The sequence below is a fragment of the Pontitalea aquivivens genome, from assembly GCF_046507575.1.
Classification (GTDB): domain Bacteria; phylum Pseudomonadota; class Alphaproteobacteria; order Rhodobacterales; family Rhodobacteraceae; genus Pontitalea; species Pontitalea aquivivens.
Map to the genome: position 1 here is coordinate 43451 of NZ_JBKFEY010000002.1, position 17315 is coordinate 60765.

Annotated in this window: 13 protein-coding genes and 1 tRNA gene; 5 read left to right on the top strand and 9 right to left on the bottom strand. The window is 64.3% G+C overall.

Features of this window, described 5'->3' with window-relative positions; all coding sequences use genetic code 11:
• Window positions 1-11 precede the first annotated feature (11 nt).
• The 3 genes from leuD (at window position 12) to ACK8OU_RS03780 (ending at window position 2699) form a co-directional block, all read left to right on the top strand.
• A complete protein-coding gene (leuD, locus tag ACK8OU_RS03770) occupies window positions 12-617 on the top strand; it encodes a 3-isopropylmalate dehydratase small subunit (protein WP_410302059.1) in 606 nt (201 codons plus the stop codon).
• A gap of 253 nt (window positions 618-870) precedes the next feature.
• A complete protein-coding gene (locus ACK8OU_RS03775; RefSeq protein WP_410302060.1) occupies window positions 871-1698 on the top strand; it encodes a hypothetical protein in 828 nt (275 codons plus the stop codon).
• A gap of 11 nt (window positions 1699-1709) precedes the next feature.
• The gene (locus ACK8OU_RS03780; RefSeq protein WP_410302061.1) at window positions 1710-2699 is read left to right on the top strand and encodes an endonuclease/exonuclease/phosphatase family protein; all 990 of its coding nucleotides are present in this window, start codon (window positions 1710-1712) and stop codon (window positions 2697-2699) included.
• Here ACK8OU_RS03780 and ACK8OU_RS03785 read toward each other — a convergent pair.
• Window positions 2686-3543 carry a Rossmann-fold NAD(P)-binding domain-containing protein gene (locus tag ACK8OU_RS03785; protein WP_410302062.1) on the bottom strand — a complete coding sequence of 286 codons (858 nt, stop codon included), beginning with the start codon at window positions 3541-3543 and terminating at the stop codon, window positions 2686-2688. The two genes, ACK8OU_RS03780 and ACK8OU_RS03785, sit on opposite strands and share 14 nt — an antisense overlap.
• Before the next feature lie 223 nt (window positions 3544-3766).
• Between ACK8OU_RS03785 and leuB the strand changes: the two genes are divergently transcribed.
• Window positions 3767-4873, top strand: a complete 1107-nt coding sequence (gene leuB, locus ACK8OU_RS03790) for a 3-isopropylmalate dehydrogenase (protein WP_410302063.1) — start codon at window positions 3767-3769, stop codon at window positions 4871-4873.
• A 48-nt stretch (window positions 4874-4921) separates the two neighbouring features.
• Here the strand turns inward: leuB and ACK8OU_RS03795 are convergent, their stop codons facing one another.
• Complete coding sequence (locus ACK8OU_RS03795) at window positions 4922-6466, bottom strand: Na/Pi cotransporter family protein (RefSeq protein ID WP_410302064.1); 1545 nt, start codon at window positions 6464-6466, stop codon at window positions 4922-4924.
• A gap of 141 nt (window positions 6467-6607) precedes the next feature.
• Between ACK8OU_RS03795 and ACK8OU_RS03800 the strand changes: the two genes are divergently transcribed.
• Window positions 6608-6684: transfer RNA gene (locus ACK8OU_RS03800), tRNA-Pro, on the top strand.
• 58 nt (window positions 6685-6742) lie between these two features.
• Here the strand turns inward: ACK8OU_RS03800 and mtgA are convergent.
• The 7 genes from mtgA to ACK8OU_RS03835 form a co-directional block, all read right to left on the bottom strand.
• Window positions 6743-7477 (bottom strand): monofunctional biosynthetic peptidoglycan transglycosylase, encoded by a 735-nt coding sequence (gene mtgA, locus ACK8OU_RS03805; RefSeq protein WP_410302065.1) that lies wholly within the window; start codon window positions 7475-7477, stop codon window positions 6743-6745.
• Window positions 7478-7507: 30 nt separating this feature from the next.
• Window positions 7508-8410, bottom strand: a complete 903-nt coding sequence (locus ACK8OU_RS03810) for a Hint domain-containing protein (protein WP_410302066.1) — start codon at window positions 8408-8410, stop codon at window positions 7508-7510.
• Window positions 8411-8592: 182 nt separating this feature from the next.
• Window positions 8593-13134: a glutamate synthase large subunit gene (gene gltB, locus ACK8OU_RS03815; RefSeq protein ID WP_410302067.1), complete on the bottom strand. Its 4542-nt coding sequence runs from the start codon at window positions 13132-13134 to the stop codon at window positions 8593-8595.
• Between the two features lie 9 nt (window positions 13135-13143).
• A complete protein-coding gene (locus ACK8OU_RS03820; protein ID WP_410302068.1) occupies window positions 13144-13860 on the bottom strand; it encodes a hypothetical protein in 717 nt (238 codons plus the stop codon).
• A gap of 60 nt (window positions 13861-13920) precedes the next feature.
• On the bottom strand, window positions 13921-15354 hold the full coding sequence (locus tag ACK8OU_RS03825; protein WP_410302069.1) for an NAD(P)-dependent oxidoreductase: 1434 nt from the start codon (window positions 15352-15354) through the stop codon (window positions 13921-13923).
• Window positions 15355-15502: 148 nt separating this feature from the next.
• On the bottom strand, window positions 15503-16300 hold the full coding sequence (locus ACK8OU_RS03830) for an undecaprenyl-diphosphate phosphatase (RefSeq protein WP_410302070.1): 798 nt from the start codon (window positions 16298-16300) through the stop codon (window positions 15503-15505).
• Window positions 16301-17290 carry a complex I NDUFA9 subunit family protein gene (locus ACK8OU_RS03835; RefSeq protein WP_410302071.1) on the bottom strand — a complete coding sequence of 330 codons (990 nt, stop codon included), beginning with the start codon at window positions 17288-17290 and terminating at the stop codon, window positions 16301-16303.
• Between the last annotated feature and the right edge of the window lie 25 nt (window positions 17291-17315).

The following is a 17315-nucleotide window of genomic DNA, read 5'->3' on the forward strand; positions in this document are numbered from 1 at the left end:
GAGACAGAACGATGGAAAAATTCGAAAAGCTGACCGGGATCGCGGCGCCGATGCCGCTGGTCAATATCGACACCGACATGATCATCCCGAAACAGTTCCTCAAGACGATCAAGCGCACCGGTCTTGGCGTGAACCTGTTCGACGAGATGCGCTATAACCCCGATGGCAGCGAAAATCCCGATTTCGTGCTGAACCAGCCCGCCTGGCGCCAGACCGAGATCCTGGTTGCGGGCGACAACTTCGGTTGCGGGTCATCGCGCGAGCATGCCCCCTGGGCGCTGAAGGATTTCGGCATCCGTGCGATCATCTCGACCAGCTTCGCCGACATCTTTTTCAATAACTGCTTCCAGAACGGCATCCTGCCGATCGTTCTGCCGCAAGAGGCGGTGGCGGTTCTGATGGAAGATGCGAAAAAGGGATCGAACGCGCGCATGACCGTTGACCTTGAGGCGCAGACCGTCACGTCGTCCGATGGGCAAGGCTTCCACTTTGAGGTTGATGCCTTCAAAAAGCACTGCCTGCTGAACGGGCTGGATGATATCGGGCTGACGCTGCAGAAGGTACCGGCGATCGACAGCTATGAAGCGCAGATGGCGCAGGCCCGTCCCTGGGTATAGGCCTATGGGCCTGTGCGGCCTTCTGTCCGAAAGATATTGGCCGTCCCCATGGGGCGGCCATTTTTCGCACCAGAATTGATGCAAAGTCGCACCAGTTTTCCCGCGAAACTGCCCGAATACTTACGCTAACGTTATGCTTGGTTGCGTGATCGGTGGGATTTGTCAAAGTGACAAAGCCGTGGAAGCAGGCGGCGTGCTCATGGTACAAGGGTCCGGCAGTGTATCGGACCCGACCGAAAGTGAGGCTGGGACAGTGGTTTCTCGATTCCCCGGGGCGCTTTTTCGCGCCTGTCTGGTGGTGTTGCTGGTGGTCATGCCATCGCTGATGCTGCCATCGGTCACATCGGATGCGGCGCAGGTGGTGGCACTGCTGGCGCTGTGTGCCGCGGCGCTGACGATGTTCGAATATGGCTCGGTCTATCCTGGCCTGGTCGAATTTCGCGATGCCCCGCCGTTCAACCGTATCCGGTTCGCATCCTTGTTCCTGACGGTGTTTCTGCTGTCTTTTGTGGTCATGGCTGAATTTCAGCCTACCACCCTGACCCGCTTCCTTGAGGTGCTGGGCGCCGCGGTGGCACGGCCCATCGATTTTCCTTACAGCCCCGTGCGCGTTCTGGTTCTGATGCTGCCTGCGGATGTCGGGGCCGCACATCTGGAACGGGTCCGCACGGCGGCCGGGGTCAGCTATCTGATTTCCCTGATGACGCTGGGCTATTTCGTGGTTCTGTTGCGCACTATGGGCTGGCCGCAATGCCGGACGGGGTTCAATGTGTGGGTGAACCTGCCCACTTTTGACCCGGCGGCGGGCGGTGATGTGGTCGAACGTCTGCGCCGGGATGCCTGGTTCAACGTTGCCCTTGGCTTTGTCTTGCCGTTCATTATACCTGCGGTTGTAAAGGCGATCTCGATGACGGTGACCCCGATCACGCTGACCTCGCCGCATACGATGATCTGGATGGTGACGGCATGGGCATTCCTTCCGGCAAGCCTGCTGATGCGGGGCATCGCCATGGGGCGGGTCGCCAGCATGATCGAGGCGAAGCGCGCCGAAAGCCGGTCCGAGTCTTTCGCGCCGGCCTGATCGCCGCGGCTTTGGCCGTGCTGGCAGGTCCGGCCCTGGCCGAGGCGCTGCGCATCGCCACCTTCAACGCCGATCTCACCCGCCGGGGCCCGGGGCTTTTGCTGCGTGATATCCGGTCCGGCAAGGATGCCCGGGTTGAGGCTGTTGTAACGGTCATCGCCAGCGCCGGGGCGGATGTGATCGTACTGACCGGGATGGATTGGGACCATGACGCGCTGGCGCTACAGGCGCTGGCGGCGCGGCTTGCCGAACGCGGGGCAGATTATCCACATCTGTTCACCGCGCGGCCGAACACCGGCTTGCCGACCGGCCTTGATCTGGATGGAAACGGCAGGCTGGGCGAGGCGCGCGATGCCCAGGGCTATGGCCGGTTCACGGGTGAAGGTGGGATGGCCGTCCTGTCGCGCCTGCCGATCCGGGCGGACGGACTGCGCGATTTTTCCGCCCTTTTATGGGCCGACCTGCCCGATGCGCTGATCGATGGTGCCGGGCTTGTGCCCCCGGCGCGGGCAGTGCAGCGGCTGTCGTCCACCGCGCATTGGGATCTGCCGCTGGCCCTGCCCGGCGGTGCCGCGCTGCATCTGTGGGCCTATCATGCAACGCCGCCCGTCTTTGACGGCCCCGAGGATCGCAACGGGCGGCGCAACCATGACGAAACCGCGTTCTGGCTGCGCTATCTGGAAGGGCGATTGCCACAGGTGCCCGCCGATGCGCCCTTTGTCATTCTGGGCGATGCCAATCTCGACCCGGAAAAGGGCGAGGGCCGACCCCAGGCGCTGCGCGCGCTTTTGGCGCATCCAGCGGTGCAGGATCCCCTGGCGGGTCTGGCCACGGTGGATTGGCCCGATACCGGCCCGCGGCGGGTGGATTATGTCCTGCCCGCGGCGGAATTGCGGGTCACGGGCGCCGGCGTTCTGTGGCCCGCAGAAGGCCCCCTGGCCGGGGTGGTGGCGGCTGCCTCGCGGCATCGGCTTGTCTGGGTGGATGTCACCCTACCCTGAGCCCGCGCATGAACAGATGTTCCTTCACCACCCGTCCCAACGACTTCATCGGCGTGTCCGGGAACAGGGTGCGAAAGTCGGACCCGTCGATGCCATGGTCGATGTCGTAAAGATAGCGCATTTCACGCAGCTCGCGGCCCAGTTCCCAGACCGGCGAGGTCAGCGACAGCGCCCACCAGGGGAATTTTCCCACTGTCATCGCGCGGTTCAGTTGACGGCCCGTTTCGGCCACCAGATCGTCGGTGGAAAAGACGGTGCCGGGGTAGCCAAGGTCCAGGAAATCCGGCAGGCCGTCGCCCGTTTCGGCCAGGGCGACGGCGGTGCGGGTCAGATCGCCCAGATCGGTATAGACGCGCCGTGCCGCCGTGCGGCCCATCGCGGTGATGCGCCCCTTGGCGACATGTTTCAGCATCACGCGGTTCAGGATCGTCGCAGGCGCATCGGCCTGAATGAAATCGCCCGCCCGCAGGATCAGGACGCGCGCGCCTTCCTCGGCCACGGCGCGGCGATAGCGCGCCTCCATGCCGGCGCGCACGCGGCCCTTGCGCGAACAGGGGTCATGCGGGGTCTGCGCGCCCCAGGGGCCGGGTTGGCGGCCAAAGACATAGACATTGCCGGGCACCAGCACCCGCGCGCCATTGGTCCGGGCGGCCGCCAGAACCTGTTCGGTGATCTCGGGGATGAACCTGTCCCAGGCGTGGTAATCGGGGGGGTTCATCGCGTTGATGATCCATTGAACCCCGCGCGCGGCCAGCGCCATGTCGGTGCCGCGGTGATAGCGCGCCACATCCCAGCCCGCCGCGCGAAACGCGCGTGCCGCCGCCGTGCCAAATGTGCCGCTCATCCCGGTGATAAGAACCCTGCGTCCCATGCCCTGCCTATCCTGCCATCTTTTGGCGCAGCATGGACCGCCCGGTCCGGCGGGGCGAGGGGGCCGTTTGCCCACGCGCGGAACCTTGCCGGCCCTTCGGCCAAAGCCCGCCGACCGGGCCGTTACCGCAAGCGCGCTTGACCCGGCGTTCCCCTTTGGCTACGCCCCTTGCGACCCCATTTGACCGGAGATCCCCATGGCGAACCCCTCCCTCCTTATCCTCGCCGGCGACGGCATTGGCCCCGAAGTCATGGCCGAGGTGAAAAAGATCATCGGCTGGTTCGACACCAAGCGCGGCATCACCTTTGACGTGTCCGAAGATCTGGTGGGCGGCTGCGCCTATGACGCGCATGGCACGCCGTTGCATGATGATACAATGGCCAGGGCCCAGGCGGTGGATGCGGTCCTGCTGGGCGCCGTGGGCGGCCCGAAATACGACAATCTGGATTTCAGCGTGAAGCCCGAACGCGGCCTGCTGCGCCTGCGCAAGGAAATGGACCTGTATGCGAACCTGCGCCCGGCGCAGTGCTTTGACGCGCTGGCGGATTTCTCGTCGCTGAAAAAGGATGTGGTCGCGGGTCTTGATATCATGATCGTGCGCGAACTGACCTCGGGTGTTTATTTCGGTGAACCGCGTGGCATCTTCCAGGAAGGCAACGAGCGCGTGGGCATCAACACCCAGCGCTACACCGAAAGCGAAATCGCCCGCGTCGCGCGCTCGGCCTTCGAACTCGCCCGCAAGCGCGGCAACAAGGTCTGCTCGATGGAGAAGGCCAATGTCATGGAATCCGGCATCCTGTGGCGCGAGGTGGTGCAGAAGGTCCACGATACCGAATACCCGGATGTGGAATTGTCGCACATGTATGCCGATGCGGGCGCGATGCAGCTGACCCGCTGGCCCAAGCAGTTCGACGTGATCGTGACCGACAACCTGTTCGGTGACCTGCTGTCGGACCTGGCCGCGATGCTGACCGGCAGCCTTGGCATGCTGCCCTCGGCCAGCCTTGGCGCGCCGATGGCCAATGGCCGGCCCAAGGCGCTGTATGAACCCGTTCACGGTTCTGCCCCTGATATCGCCGGTCAGGGCAAGGCCAACCCGATCGCCTGCATCCTGTCCTTCGCGATGGCGTTGCGGTATTCCTTCGATCTGGGCGACGAAGCCAGCCGCGTCGAAAAGGCCGTGGAAAAGGTGCTGGCCGATGGCGCCCGCACCGCCGACCTGATGGGCCCCGAAGGCGGCAAGCCGGTCTCGACCTCGGAAATGGGCGACAAGATCATTGCGGCGCTGGACGCCAGCCTCTGATCCGCGACACATCCATGCAAAGGCCCGCGCATCACACGCGGGCCTTTGTCATTTATGCAGGGCCGTTTCCGCATAAAGGGCGACGCGCGCGGCATGGTGGGCCACCCGTTCCAGCCAGCGGATCGCATCGGTCAGGGGAAACAGGTCCGACACCGGGATCAGCCCGGCATGTTCGCGCAAAAGCACCCCGCGCCGATGCCGTCTGGTGCGTTGCGTGATCAGCGCGGCCAGACGTTCGCGCCGGTCCGCGGGCAGGTCGCGGGTCAATGATGCCGCCAGCGCCGCACCGGGCCGCAACAGATGGCGGTCCACCATCAGCGTGGCGATGCGGTTGTGTTCCCCGGCGCGGGCCAACAGGCGTGACAGGTGGTCGAAGGCGTGCAGCAGCGCCGAATAGCGCGCCAGATCGGCCTTGCGATCGGGGGGCACGCGGATGCGGGCCAGATAATCCTCAAGCTCGGTCAGGGCGGGTTGCACCTGTGCGCCCAGCGTCGACAGGCCGCGGAAATCGTGCGCCGGGCCAAGCGCGCCCGCCAGCGCGGCAAAGATCGCGCGCGCGATCGCCTGAACCACCGCTTGCGCGGCATCCATCGCAGCGCCCTCATCAGGCAACAGCCGCGGGTCCAGTGGCGCCGCCAGCGCGACGCGGCGTTCCGGCACCAGCCATTCGACAAAGGCCGCGAAACGGTGGGTCAAGGGCAGAAAGACAAGCGTGCCCAGAAGGTTGAACCCTGTATGGAACAGCACCAGCGCGGTCTGGTCATCACGGCCCAGCGCCGTGCCATGCAGCAGCGGCGCGGCGAGATCCAGCAACGGAAAGGCCAGAACCGCTGTGCCCAGATTGAACAGCAGGTTCGCCAGCGCGGTCATGCGCATCGCGCGCCCCCCGCCGATGGCGGCAATCACGGCGGTCAATGTGGTGCCGATGTTCATACCGATCATCATCGCAGCGCCCTGCGCGAAACTGACCGCGCCTGACCCCAGCATCACCAGGATCATCGCGGTCCCCGCAGACGACGATTGCGTCAGCGTCACCAGAATGATCCCGATGCCCACCAGTGCCAGCCGGCCAAGCCAGCCATCGCCGGGCAGCATGTCGGGCGTCAGCCGTCCTTCCAGCCCCACCATCGCGCCCTGCATCATGTCCAGCCCGATGAACAGCAGGCTGAGCCCCGCCAGAACACGGCCCGCGCGTTCGGTATGGCCGGTGCCCAGAACGGCCATCAGGCTGGCCATGAACAGGCCGGGCAGGGCGGCAAGGCCCAGTTTCAGCTTGAAGCCCACCAGCATCACGATCCAGCCGGTCACCGTGGTGCCGATATTGGCGCCGAACAGCACGCCAAGGGCCTGCGAAAAGCCGATCAGCCCGGCGCCGACAAAGCCGATCGTTGTCAGCGTTATGGCGGTGGAACTTTGCACCGCCGCCGTGGCCGCCGCGCCGGTGATCGTGCCTTTCAGCGGGGTTTCGGTAAAGCGGGCCAGCATCCGCCGCAGGCTGCCCGAGGCGATTTCGCGCAGGGAAACGGTCATCACCTCCATCCCGAACAGGAACAGCCCGATTCCACCCAGAAACTGCAGCAATGCCTGATTCATCCCGTCCTCCAACGCCCGCCGATCTTCGCGGGCGCGCCCCTGTTTCGCAAGCGGATGCGACCGCAAGTGGCTTGTGGCGTGCCATGCTGCAAAAGCCGCTTGCAAAAGCCGCTGCGAAGCGGTAACCCCCGCCCACACGGTCGGAGCGTAGCGCAGCCTGGTAGCGCACCTGCTTCGGGAGCAGGGGGTCGGAGGTTCGAATCCTCTCGCTCCGACCAGTTTTCCCGCATATTTCAAATGGTTTGGATCAGGCCACGGGGCAGGGCGCCCATTCGGTCATTCAAAGCAATCTGCGCGCCCGTCCCTGCGGATGGTGGCTGCCCCATCCTCGATCGACTGCGCGCGGCGCGACACGAAGGCCGAGGGCTTGGCCGCGCTGCGTTCCTTGGGGTTGGGCAGCACCGCGGCCAGCAGCGCCGCCTGTCGCGCCGTCAGCTTGTCGGGCGTGGTGCGGAAATAACGGAAGGCCGCGGCATTCACGCCAAACACACCCTCGTCGAATTCCGCGACGTTCAGGTAAACCTCAAGAATGCGCCGCTTGGACCAGACCGCCTCGACCGCCGGTGTCAGGGCCGCCTCCATCGCCTTGCGCAGCCAGCTGCGGCCCTGCCACAGGAAAACGTTTTTCACCACCTGTTGCGTCAGCGTTGACGCGCCGCGGTTTGCGCCTTCATCCAGCGCCAGCCGGATCGCGCGCATGTCAAAGCCCCAGTGGCGGCAGAAATTCGCATCCTCGGCCGCCACGACCGACCGGGCCATGACGGGGGCGATGTCTTCCAGCGGGGTCCATTGCCGGTCAACCCCGCCAAGGCGGCGCGTCTCGGACCAGATGGTCAGCGTGGTGGGCGGGTTGACCACGGTGTAAAGCACGACCAGCGCCAGACAGATTGCCGCAACCCCGGCCAGCGCGCGCAATCCCCAGCGCAGCGCCCAAGCCTTGGGCCGCCGCCAGAGAAGCCCCGGCAGGGCGGGCTTTGCAGCCGTTTTCTTCAAGGACTTCTTGCGCGCCATGCCGCCATAAGTCACGCGCCGCCGTGATGGTCAAGCCGACAGAAGCTGTGCGACCGACCCATGAGCAAGCGGCCGCGCGAGCCGCCAGTGCGGTGCCGCGCGGCCATCTGGCATCAGCGCGCCAAGGTCCACCAGTTCGGCCCGCAGCGCGGGATCGGATTCAAGGATCGTGTCGCCGGGGAAAAAGCTTTCGCAGGGCACGCCATTCCCGGTCAGGATTTCGTGGCGTTCCAGCAGCAGGTGGACATAGGTCACCGATGCGCGTGGCGCGCGGCGGATGCTGTGGCCGTTGATCAGATGCTTGGCCGCTATCAGCACCTCGGGCGCGCCCAGATGGATCTCGGCCCGCCAGCCACACAAAAGCATGCGGTGCTGCGGGGAAACCTCGATGGCTTCGGGGTTGTCGAAGGCGCCCGGCTCAAAGCGCACGGGGGCGTGTTCGCGCCAGGCGTCAACCGTGCGCTTGCCCACCCAGCACAGGGGTTGCGCGCCATGATCGCGCGTGCTGACCAGATCGCCCTGCCGCAGCCATTCCACCGGCTTTCGCCCTTCGGGTGTGTCGATCAGCGTGCCTGCGGTGAAGCAGGGAATGCCCAGCGCACTGGCAGGAATTTGCGTTGAATTGGGCACCGATGTGGAACTGATAAAGACCGCCGGGTCCAGGTTCGTACCGTCAATAGGCGTGAACAGTATACGCCCGTCGTCAAGATGAAAGGTCACGCCGGTGATGGTCTGGGTGATGCCGTTCACCTCGACGGTGACGGTATCGTTCACATAGACCTTGGTGATGCGGCTTCCGTCGATCAGGTCACGATTCGCGCTGTTGCTTGATGGTGCCGGGTTCAGGTAGCTGTTGTTGTTATTGTCTTCGATTGTCAGGTAGAGGACGCCAAGCGTGGTCCCCTCGGCCGGTGGATTGGCCGGGTCCAACATATAAAACTGATCCTGAAAAATCGCCACTATGTCTTGCCTGCTTATATTTTCTCATCATGATATGATGACATGGAAGGACGCGCAGGGCAAAATAATTCGTTAACTTTTTCGGGGATGCGTGTCATGGCACGGAAAAAGGCGGGACCGATGGCCCCGCCTCTTGTGCATCGTTTTTTGCCGCGTCACTCGGCCGGGATGGCGCGTTCGGCCTCGGTGCCCAGCGGGTGGGGCAGGTGGATCAGCATCTCCCTGGGGCAGACCTGCAGGAAATTGGCGCGTTCGGCTTGCCAGTTCTGCACGATCTGGGCGGCCTTGCGGCTGCCGGTCTGGGCGGCGTGACGTTCGATCAACCCCTTAAGCTGTGCTTCCCAATGCGGGTGCGATACCGCACAGGTCACCAGGCTTTCCAGGTTCATGTAATCATGGGCCACGCCGTTGGGATCATACAGATAGGCCATGCCCCCGGTCATGCCCGCACCAAAGTTCGCGCCGATCCGGCCAAGGATGACCGCAACACCCCCGGTCATGTATTCGCAGCCATTGGTGCCACAGCCCTCGACCACCACCTTCGCGCCCGAGTTGCGCACGGCAAACCGTTCGCCCGCACGGCCTGCCGCGAACAGATGGCCATCGGTCGCCCCATACAGGCAGGTGTTACCGATGATGGTGTTGTCCGATGCGGTCAGCGGCGAATTCATCGGCGGGTGCACCACGATCATTCCGCCCGAAAGGCCCTTGCCAACATAGTCGTTGGCATCGCCCGACACCTCGATTTTCAGCCCCGGCGCGGCAAAGGCGCCCAGCGACTGCCCGCAAGACCCGGTCAGCTTGACCGTCAGATGGTCGGGCTGCAGGCTGTTGCGCATGCCAAATCGCTTGACGATATGGCTGGACGCGCGCGTGCCGATGGTGCGGTGCGTGTTGCGCACGGCATAGGACAGCTGCATCTTTTCGCCATCCTCGAAGAAGCGCGCGCCGTCGCGGATGATTTCCGCATCCAGCGTATCGGGCACGAAGTTGCGCGGCTTGGACCGATCGTAGACGATCTTGTCCCAGCCATCGACCGTGATCAGCAGCGGGTTCAGGTCCAGATCGTCCAGATGCGCGGACCCGCGGCTGACCTGGGTCAGCAGATCGGCCCGCCCGATCACCTCGTCAAGCGACCGCGCGCCGATCAATGCAAGAATTTCCCGCACCTCTTGCGCGTAAAAGGTGATCAGGTTCACGACCTTGTCGGCGCTGCCGCTAAAGCGGGCACGCAAGGCGGGGTCCTGGGTGCAGACGCCCACCGGGCAGGTGTTCGACTGACACTGGCGCACCATGATGCAGCCCATCGCGATCAGCGCGGCGGTGCCGATGCCGAATTCCTCGGCCCCCATCATCGCCGCCATCACGATGTCGCGCCCGGTCCGCAGGCCACCATCGGTTCGCAGGGTGACGCGTTCGCGCAGGTTGTTCATTGCCAGAACCTGATGCGCCTCGGTCAGGCCCATTTCCCAGGGCAGGCCCGCGTACTTGATGGACGTGGCGGGGCTGGCCCCGGTGCCGCCGTTATGGCCGGAAATCAGGATGATGTCGGCCTTGGCCTTGGCCACCCCGGCCGCGATCGTGCCCACGCCCGAGGACGCCACCAGCTTGACCGTCACCTTGGCGCGCGGGTTGATCTGTTTCAGGTCATAGATCAGCTGCGCCAGATCCTCGATGGAATAGATGTCATGGTGCGGCGGGGGCGAGATCAGCGTCACGCCTTTGGTCGAATGGCGCAGCCGCGCGATCAGTTCGGTGACCTTCATGCCGGGCAGCTGGCCGCCCTCGCCGGGCTTGGCGCCCTGGGCCACCTTGATTTCCAGTTCCTCGCAGGCGTTCAGATATTCTGCCGTCACGCCGAACCGGCCCGAGGCCACCTGCTTGATCTTGGCGCTGGGGTTGTCGCCATTGGGCAGCGGCATGTGGTGTGCCGGGTCTTCGCCACCCTCGCCGCTGTCGGATTTCGCGCCGATGCGGTTCATCGCGATGTTCAGCGTCATATGCGCCTCGGGCGACAGGGCCCCAAGCGACATGCCCGGCGTCACGAACCGCTTGCGGATCGAGGTGATCGATTCCACCTCTTCGATCGGCACCGGCTTGCCCAGCGACTTGATGTCCAGCAGGTCGCGGATGTGGATCGGCGGGTTGGCCCGCATCGCGGCGGAATATTGTTTCCACAGGTCATAGCTGGCACGGTCGCAGGCCGATTGCAGCATGTGCATCGTCTGCGCTTCCCAGGCGTGCTTTTCGCCGGTACGGCGCGCCTTGTAGAAGCCGCCGATCGGCAGAACGTCCTGACCGCCCTTCCAGCCCTTGGCGTGAACTTCTTCCAGTTTGTGCTGGATGCCGTGCAGGCCGATGCCGGAAATTCGGCTGTGCATGCCGGGGAAATATTCCGCCACCATCGCGCGCGACAGGCCTACGGCCTCAAAGTTCAGGCCGCCGCGATAGGACGACAGCACCGAGATGCCCATCTTGGCCATGATCTTCAGCAGGCCCGCGTCGATCGCTTCGCGATAGCGGCGGATGGCCTCGACCAGGCTGCCCTCCAGCAGGCCGCGTTCGATCCGGTCGGCGATGCTGTCCTGCGCCAGATAGGGGTTCACCGTGGTCGCGCCGCAGCCGATCAGTACCGCAAAGTAATGCGCGTCGATGCATTCGGCGGACCGCACGTTAAGCGAACAGAACGTCCGCAGCCCCTTGCGCGTCAGCCAGCTGTGCACCGCGCTGGTGGCCAGGATCATCGGCATCGCGACCCGATCCGCGCCCTGATGCTGATCGGTCAGCACCAGATGGCCCGCACCGGACCGCACGGCATCCTCGGCCTCGGCGCGGATGCGTTCCAGCCCCTCGCGCAGCGCCTCCTGGCCGGCACCGGCGGGGAAGGTGCAGTCGATCACGCTGACATTGGCGCCGAAATATTTCAGCATCTCGTCGAATTCGGCATTGGCGACGAAGGGGCTTTCCAGCACCAGGATTTCGGTCTGGCTGCTGTCTTCGTCCAGCACGTTCTTGAGGTTTCCAAAGCGCGTCTTCAGGCTCATCACCCGGGTTTCGCGCAAGCTGTCGATCGGCGGGTTGGTGACCTGGCTGAAGTTCTGGCGGAAGAAATGGCTTAGCGGACGGTATTGCCGCGACAGAACGGCGGGCGGTGTATCATCGCCCATCGAGGCGATGGCCTCTTTCGCATCCTCGGCCATGGGTGCCAGGATCTGTTCCAGTTCCTCGACCGAATAGCCCGCGGCGATCTGGCGCTTGCGCAGCCCGGCCCCGGCGAAGATCGCGGTTTCGGGCAGTTCATCCAGCGGCGGGCTGAGGTTGACGACCTTGGACACCCAGTCGCCAAAGGGCTGGCTGTTGGCCAGCCGGTCCTTGATCGCGGTGTCGTGGTACAACTTGCCCTCGCGCATGTCGACGGCGATCATCTGGCCCGGGCCAAGCGCGCCCTTTTCGCGCACTGTCGCCTCATCCACCGGAACCATGCCCACCTCGGACCCCGCGATCAGCAGGCCGTCGCCGGTGACGACGTAGCGCATCGGGCGTAACCCGTTGCGGTCCAGCCCGCCGCAGACCCAGCGGCCATCGGTCATCGCCAGCGCGGCGGGGCCGTCCCAGGGCTCCATCACGGCGTTGCAATAGGCATACATGTCCTGCCAGGCCTTGGGCATGTCGGTCGTGGCCTTGGACCAGGCTTCGGGCACCAGCATGGTCTTGGTCATCGGCGCGCTGCGGCCGGACCGCACCATCACCTCAAACACCGCATCCAGCGCGCCGGAATCGGACGTGCCAGACGGGATGATCGGCTTGATCTCGTCCGCCATCTCGCCAAAGGCGGCAGAAGCCATGCGGATTTCGTGGCTTTTCATCCAGTTGATGTTGCCCTTGAGCGTGTTGATCTCGCCATTATGGGCCAGCATGCGGAAGGGCTGGGCCAGCCACCACTGCGGAAAGGTGTTGGTGGAATATCGCTGGTGATAGATCGCAAAGGCGGATTCGAACCGCGGGTCCATCAGGTCGGGGTAGAAGACCGCGACCTGTTCGGCCAGCATCATGCCCTTGTAGATGATGCTGCGGCAGGACAGCGAACAGAGGTAAAGGCCCGCGATCTGCGCGGCGATAGCCGCCTTTTCGATGCGACGGCGGATGATATACAGCTCGCGCTCGAACGTTTCCTCATCAATATCCTTTTCGCAGCGGATCAGGATCTGTTCGATTTCGGGACGCGTGGCATTGGCCTTGTCGCCCAGAACGGATGTATCCACCGGCACATGCCGCCAGCCATAGATGTAATGGCCCATCCGCAGCACTTCGGTTTCCACGATCGTGCGGCAGCGTTCCTGCGCGGCGAAATCGGTGCGCGGCAAAAAGATCTGGCCCACGGCGACGCGCTTGGTCAGGTCGGGTTCGTGCCCGGTGCGGCGGACCTGATCGTAGAAGAATGGCACCGGGATCTGGACATGGATGCCCGCGCCGTCGCCGGTCTTGCCGTCGGCATCCACCGCGCCGCGGTGCCAGACCGCCTTCAGCGCGTCGATGCCGTTTTCCACGACCTTGCGGCTGGGCTTGCCATTGATCGACACCACCAGCCCCACCCCGCAGGATGCATGTTCGTCATCCTGCTTGTAGAGGCTGTTTTCCGCCATCCACTTGCGCTTGGCTTCTTCGGCGGCAACCCAGGTTTCGTCATATTTCGTCATAAGTGCCTCCTACAGGATGGGTCTTACAGGGGGGGCGGGCGTGCCGGTCATCAGCGCGTCGCAATCAAGGATCGGTTCTGCCGCGCCGAAACCTTCGTCGCCCGGAAAGGCGAACAGGACGGGCGGCTGGGTCGTGGTCACGCGGTCGCCGACCGCGTTTTCAAAGATTTCGCTGTCGGACAGGAACAGGCGCATGTCGCGGTTGATGAATTGCATCCCCCTGCGGCGCGACAGGAAATTGCCCGCCGCGTCAAAGGCGCTGAGGTCGAATTCGCAGCGTTCCAGCGGGACGCCGTCGATCGTCACCGTTTCGCCGGTCAGCCGGTCAAAGCCGCGATAGCGGGTCTGCGTGCCGGTGTTGCTGTCGGTGACGAAATCATAATCGTCCCGCCCCGTCGCCAGAAGCGCGCTGAAGGACGCGTGATCCGCGGATCCGCTTTCGTCCAGCCAGTCAACCTCGCCGGTGGCATGGCTGATCGATTCCATCCAGCGGGTTTCGGTGTCGATGCGGCTGGTGAAGAACAGGCCCTGCCCGTCTCCATAGGCGATCCAGCGGTCGCCGGGGGTGTCGCTGGCGCAACCGTAGTGATTGGCGACGGTGCATTGGCGATATTGCACCGTCACCAAAAGCGTGCAGCCCGGCGGCGGGGTGAAGGTCGCGCCGTGCGCGGGCAGGGCGGCCAGAAGCCCGCCCATCAATGCCGCGAAGGTGCGAAAGCCGAACATCTTGCGATCCTTCCAGAAAAGCGGGTCACGGGGACCCGCAAAGCACATGTGCAGGTGGCGCTATTCAGCGGCGACCATCGCGGGCTGGCCCAGGAACGACAGGATCGAGGCCCCGGCTTCGCGCCCGTCGCGGATCGCCCAGACCACAAGGCTTGCGCCGCGCACGATGTCGCCCACGGCATAGACGCCCGGCAGGCTGGTGGCATGGGTGCCGAAATCGGCACGCACGGTGCCCCAGCGGGTGACCTCCAGCCCGTCGGTGTTCCACAGTTTGGGCAGGTGTTCGGGTTCGAAGCCAAGGGCCTTGATGACCAGGCCGGCCTCTTCCAGATAGTCGGCGCCTTCGATCACCTCGGGGGCCTGGCGGCCGGTCGCATCGGGGGCACCAAGGCGCATCTTCTGCACCTGAACCCCCGTGACGGGGTTTCCGACAAAGCCCTTGGGCGCGGCCATCCAGACGAATTCGACACCCTCTTCCTCGGCATTCTGCACCTCACGCTGGCTGCCGGGCATGTTGGCGCGGTCGCGGCGGTACAGGCACTTCACGCTGGTTGCCCCCTGGCGGATCGCGGTGCGCACGCAATCCATCGCCGTGTCGCCGCCGCCGATCACCACCACACGCTTGCCCTCGGCGTTCAGCGTGCCATCGTCGAATTCCGGCACATCGTCGCCAAAGCTTTTGCGGTTTGAGGCGGTCAGATAGTCGATCGCCCGCACGATGCCGGCGGCATCGGCGCCCGGGTCGGTCAGTTCGCGGGTTTTGTAGACGCCGGTGGCGATCAGCACCGCGTCATGCTTGCCGCGGATCGCGTCAAAGGAAATGTCGGTACCTACGTTGCAGTTCAGCACGAATTGCACGCCGCCCTGTTCCAGCTGGCCGATGCGGTTCATCACCACGTCCTTTTCCAGCTTGAAGCCCGGGATGCCATAGGTCAGCAGCCCGCCCGCGCGGTCGTAGCGGTCATAGACCGTGACCTGCACCCCGGCGCGGCGCAGCACGTCCGCCGCCGCAAGCCCCCCCGGCCCCGCGCCGATGATGCCCACGCTTTCGGCCCGTTCCGTCACAGGCTTGATCGGTTGCACCCAGCCCATGTCCCAGGCGGTGTCGGTGATGTATTTTTCCACCGCGCCAATCGTCACCGTGCCGTGGCCGGATTGTTCGATGACGCAGTTGCCTTCGCACAGGCGGTCCTGCGGGCAGATGCGGCCGCAGATTTCCGGGAAGGTGTTGGTGGCCTGGCTAAGCTCATAGGCTTCCTGCAACCGGCCCTCGGCGGTCAGGCGCAGCCAGTCGGGGATGTTGTTGTGCAGCGGGCAATGCGCCTGGCAATAGGGCACGCCGCACTGGCTGCAGCGGCTGGCCTGTTCGGCCGCCTTGGCATCGGCGAATTCGCGGTAGATTTCGTGGAAATCATGGGCGCGCTGGATGGCATCCCGCTTCTCCGGCATTTCCTTCGGAGTCGAGACGAATTTGAGCATGCGTTGCTGAGCCATGGCTGCGCCCTCCATTCTTGGTGGGGCAGTGCTACATCGGCGCCGATTCAAATAAAAGTCAGCTGTACTGACCTAACCGCAGGAATTTTCCCTTGATGCGCCCAGTGGATCAAAAAATTCTCAAAAAATAGGTCAGCAGTAATTACCTTTATATCGCCAGGGCAATCAGAACGATGCTTCCAACGATGATTCGCCACCATCCGAAGGGCGCGTAGCCGTGGCGCGACACGAAGGCCAGCAGCCCGCGGACCACGAAAACCGCGGCGACAAAGGCCGTGACGAACCCCACCGCGATCAGGTTCAGATCGTCCGCGGACAGCACGTCGCGATTCTTGTACAGATCATAGGCAAAGGCACCGGCCATCGTCGGCATCGACAGGAAAAAGGAAAACTCGGCCGCCGCGCGTTTGGATACGCCAAAAGCCATGGCGCCAACGATCGTCGCACCCGACCGCGACACCCCCGGCACCATCGCAAGGCACTGGCACAGACCGATCCTGAAGGCCGTGCCAAGGGGCAGGCGCATCGCGTCGTCCTCGGTGACGGTCAGGTTCATCCGGTCAACCATCAGCAGGATCAACCCGCCAATGATCAGCATCACCGCGATCAGGACCGGGGTTTCAAACAACACCGTCTTGATGAAGCCATGTGCCATCACCCCGATCACGACCGACGGCAGGAAGGCCAGCAGAACCGACAGGATGAAACGCCGGGCGGCCGGGTCACGGGGGGCGGCGCCGAACACCTCGATCAGGCGTTTGGCATAGACCCCCAGGATCGCAAGGATGGCGCCCAGCTGGATCACCACCTCAAAGGCGCGCCCGGTGCTTTCAAATCCCAGGAAATGCCCGGCCAGCAGAACGTGCCCGGTCGAGGACACGGGAATGAACTCGGTCAGCCCTTCAAGAAAACCCAGAAGCGCCGCGACAAGCGTGGCATGTTCCATTCAGGACGGCTTGCGCAGGTTCTTGGCCGAGGCATGAATTGCGTCATATTGCCCGTCGGGCCGGAACCGCCACAGATAGTCGGGCAGAACGGCGGCCATCGGCGTGGGCGTGATGCCCAGATCGGCAAAGCCACGGGCACCTTCGGCCACGACGTTGTCGGTCCGCAGGTTCTTGACCTGATCGCGGGTCAGCACCCGGTTGGTAACCAGGCCGCCGGTGATGAACTGGACGAAATCGAACAGACCGCCGATGATCGAGGCTGCGAAGAACGGGGTGTTGATCACCAGCCGGCGGCGGTTGATGACCTTCAGCATGTCCGCCATCAGGTCGCGGAAGCGGCGCACATCCGGCCCGCCCAGTTCATAGATGCCGGGGGTGGCGGCGCCCAGAACGCCGGCAACGGCGGCGCGGGCGACATCGTCCACATAGACCGGCTGGAACCGTGTCCCGGCGCCGACGACCGGCAGGATCGGGCCAAAGCGCGTCATGCCGGCGAAGCGGTTGAAAAAGCCATCCTCGGGCCCGAAGATGATCGACGGGCGCAGGATCACCGCATCGGGATAGGCGGCCAGCACGGCGGCTTCGCCTTCGGCCTTGGTGCGGGCATAGGCGCTTTCGGACCCGCCGTCCGCCCCGATCGCGGAAATCTGCACAAGCCGCGGCACGCCGGTTTCCGCGGCGATCCGTGCGACCCGGCCGGCGCCTTCGGCCTGCACGGCGTCAAACTTGTTGCGGCCTTCGTTGACCAGGACGCCCACGCAATTGACCACCGCATCGGCGCCGCGCATTGCGGTCCGCACACTGGCATCATCACGGATGTTGCACAGAACAGGTTCCACCTGGCCAACCGCGCCATAGGGCTTGACGAAAAGCGCCTCATTCGGGCGGCGCACGGCGACGCGCACGCGCCACCCCTCTTTCGCCATCCGGCGCGCGATATAGCGCCCGACAAATCCCGAACCGCCGTAGATCGTGACCAGCTTTGTCATGGCCGACTGCCTTTCGTTCCCGAAA

Excerpts from the sequence above, each read along its gene's own strand:
- leuD (WP_410302059.1), top strand. The coding sequence starts at position 12 with ATGGAAAAATTCGAAAAGCTGACCGGGATCGCGGCGCCGATGCCGCTG.
- ACK8OU_RS03785 (WP_410302062.1), bottom strand. The coding sequence starts at position 3,543 with ATGAGCGGCACATTTGGCACGGCGGCGGCACGCGCGTTTCGCGCGGCG.
- leuB (WP_410302063.1), top strand. The coding sequence starts at position 3,767 with ATGGCGAACCCCTCCCTCCTTATCCTCGCCGGCGACGGCATTGGCCCC.
- ACK8OU_RS03795 (WP_410302064.1), bottom strand. The coding sequence starts at position 6,466 with ATGAATCAGGCATTGCTGCAGTTTCTGGGTGGAATCGGGCTGTTCCTG.
- mtgA (WP_410302065.1), bottom strand. The coding sequence starts at position 7,477 with ATGGCGCGCAAGAAGTCCTTGAAGAAAACGGCTGCAAAGCCCGCCCTG.
- ACK8OU_RS03810 (WP_410302066.1), bottom strand. The coding sequence starts at position 8,410 with ATGTTGGACCCGGCCAATCCACCGGCCGAGGGGACCACGCTTGGCGTC.
- gltB (WP_410302067.1), bottom strand. The coding sequence starts at position 13,134 with ATGACGAAATATGACGAAACCTGGGTTGCCGCCGAAGAAGCCAAGCGC.
- ACK8OU_RS03820 (WP_410302068.1), bottom strand. The coding sequence starts at position 13,860 with ATGTTCGGCTTTCGCACCTTCGCGGCATTGATGGGCGGGCTTCTGGCC.
- ACK8OU_RS03825 (WP_410302069.1), bottom strand. The coding sequence starts at position 15,354 with ATGGCTCAGCAACGCATGCTCAAATTCGTCTCGACTCCGAAGGAAATG.
- ACK8OU_RS03830 (WP_410302070.1), bottom strand. The coding sequence starts at position 16,300 with ATGGAACATGCCACGCTTGTCGCGGCGCTTCTGGGTTTTCTTGAAGGG.
- ACK8OU_RS03835 (WP_410302071.1), bottom strand. The coding sequence starts at position 17,290 with ATGACAAAGCTGGTCACGATCTACGGCGGTTCGGGATTTGTCGGGCGC.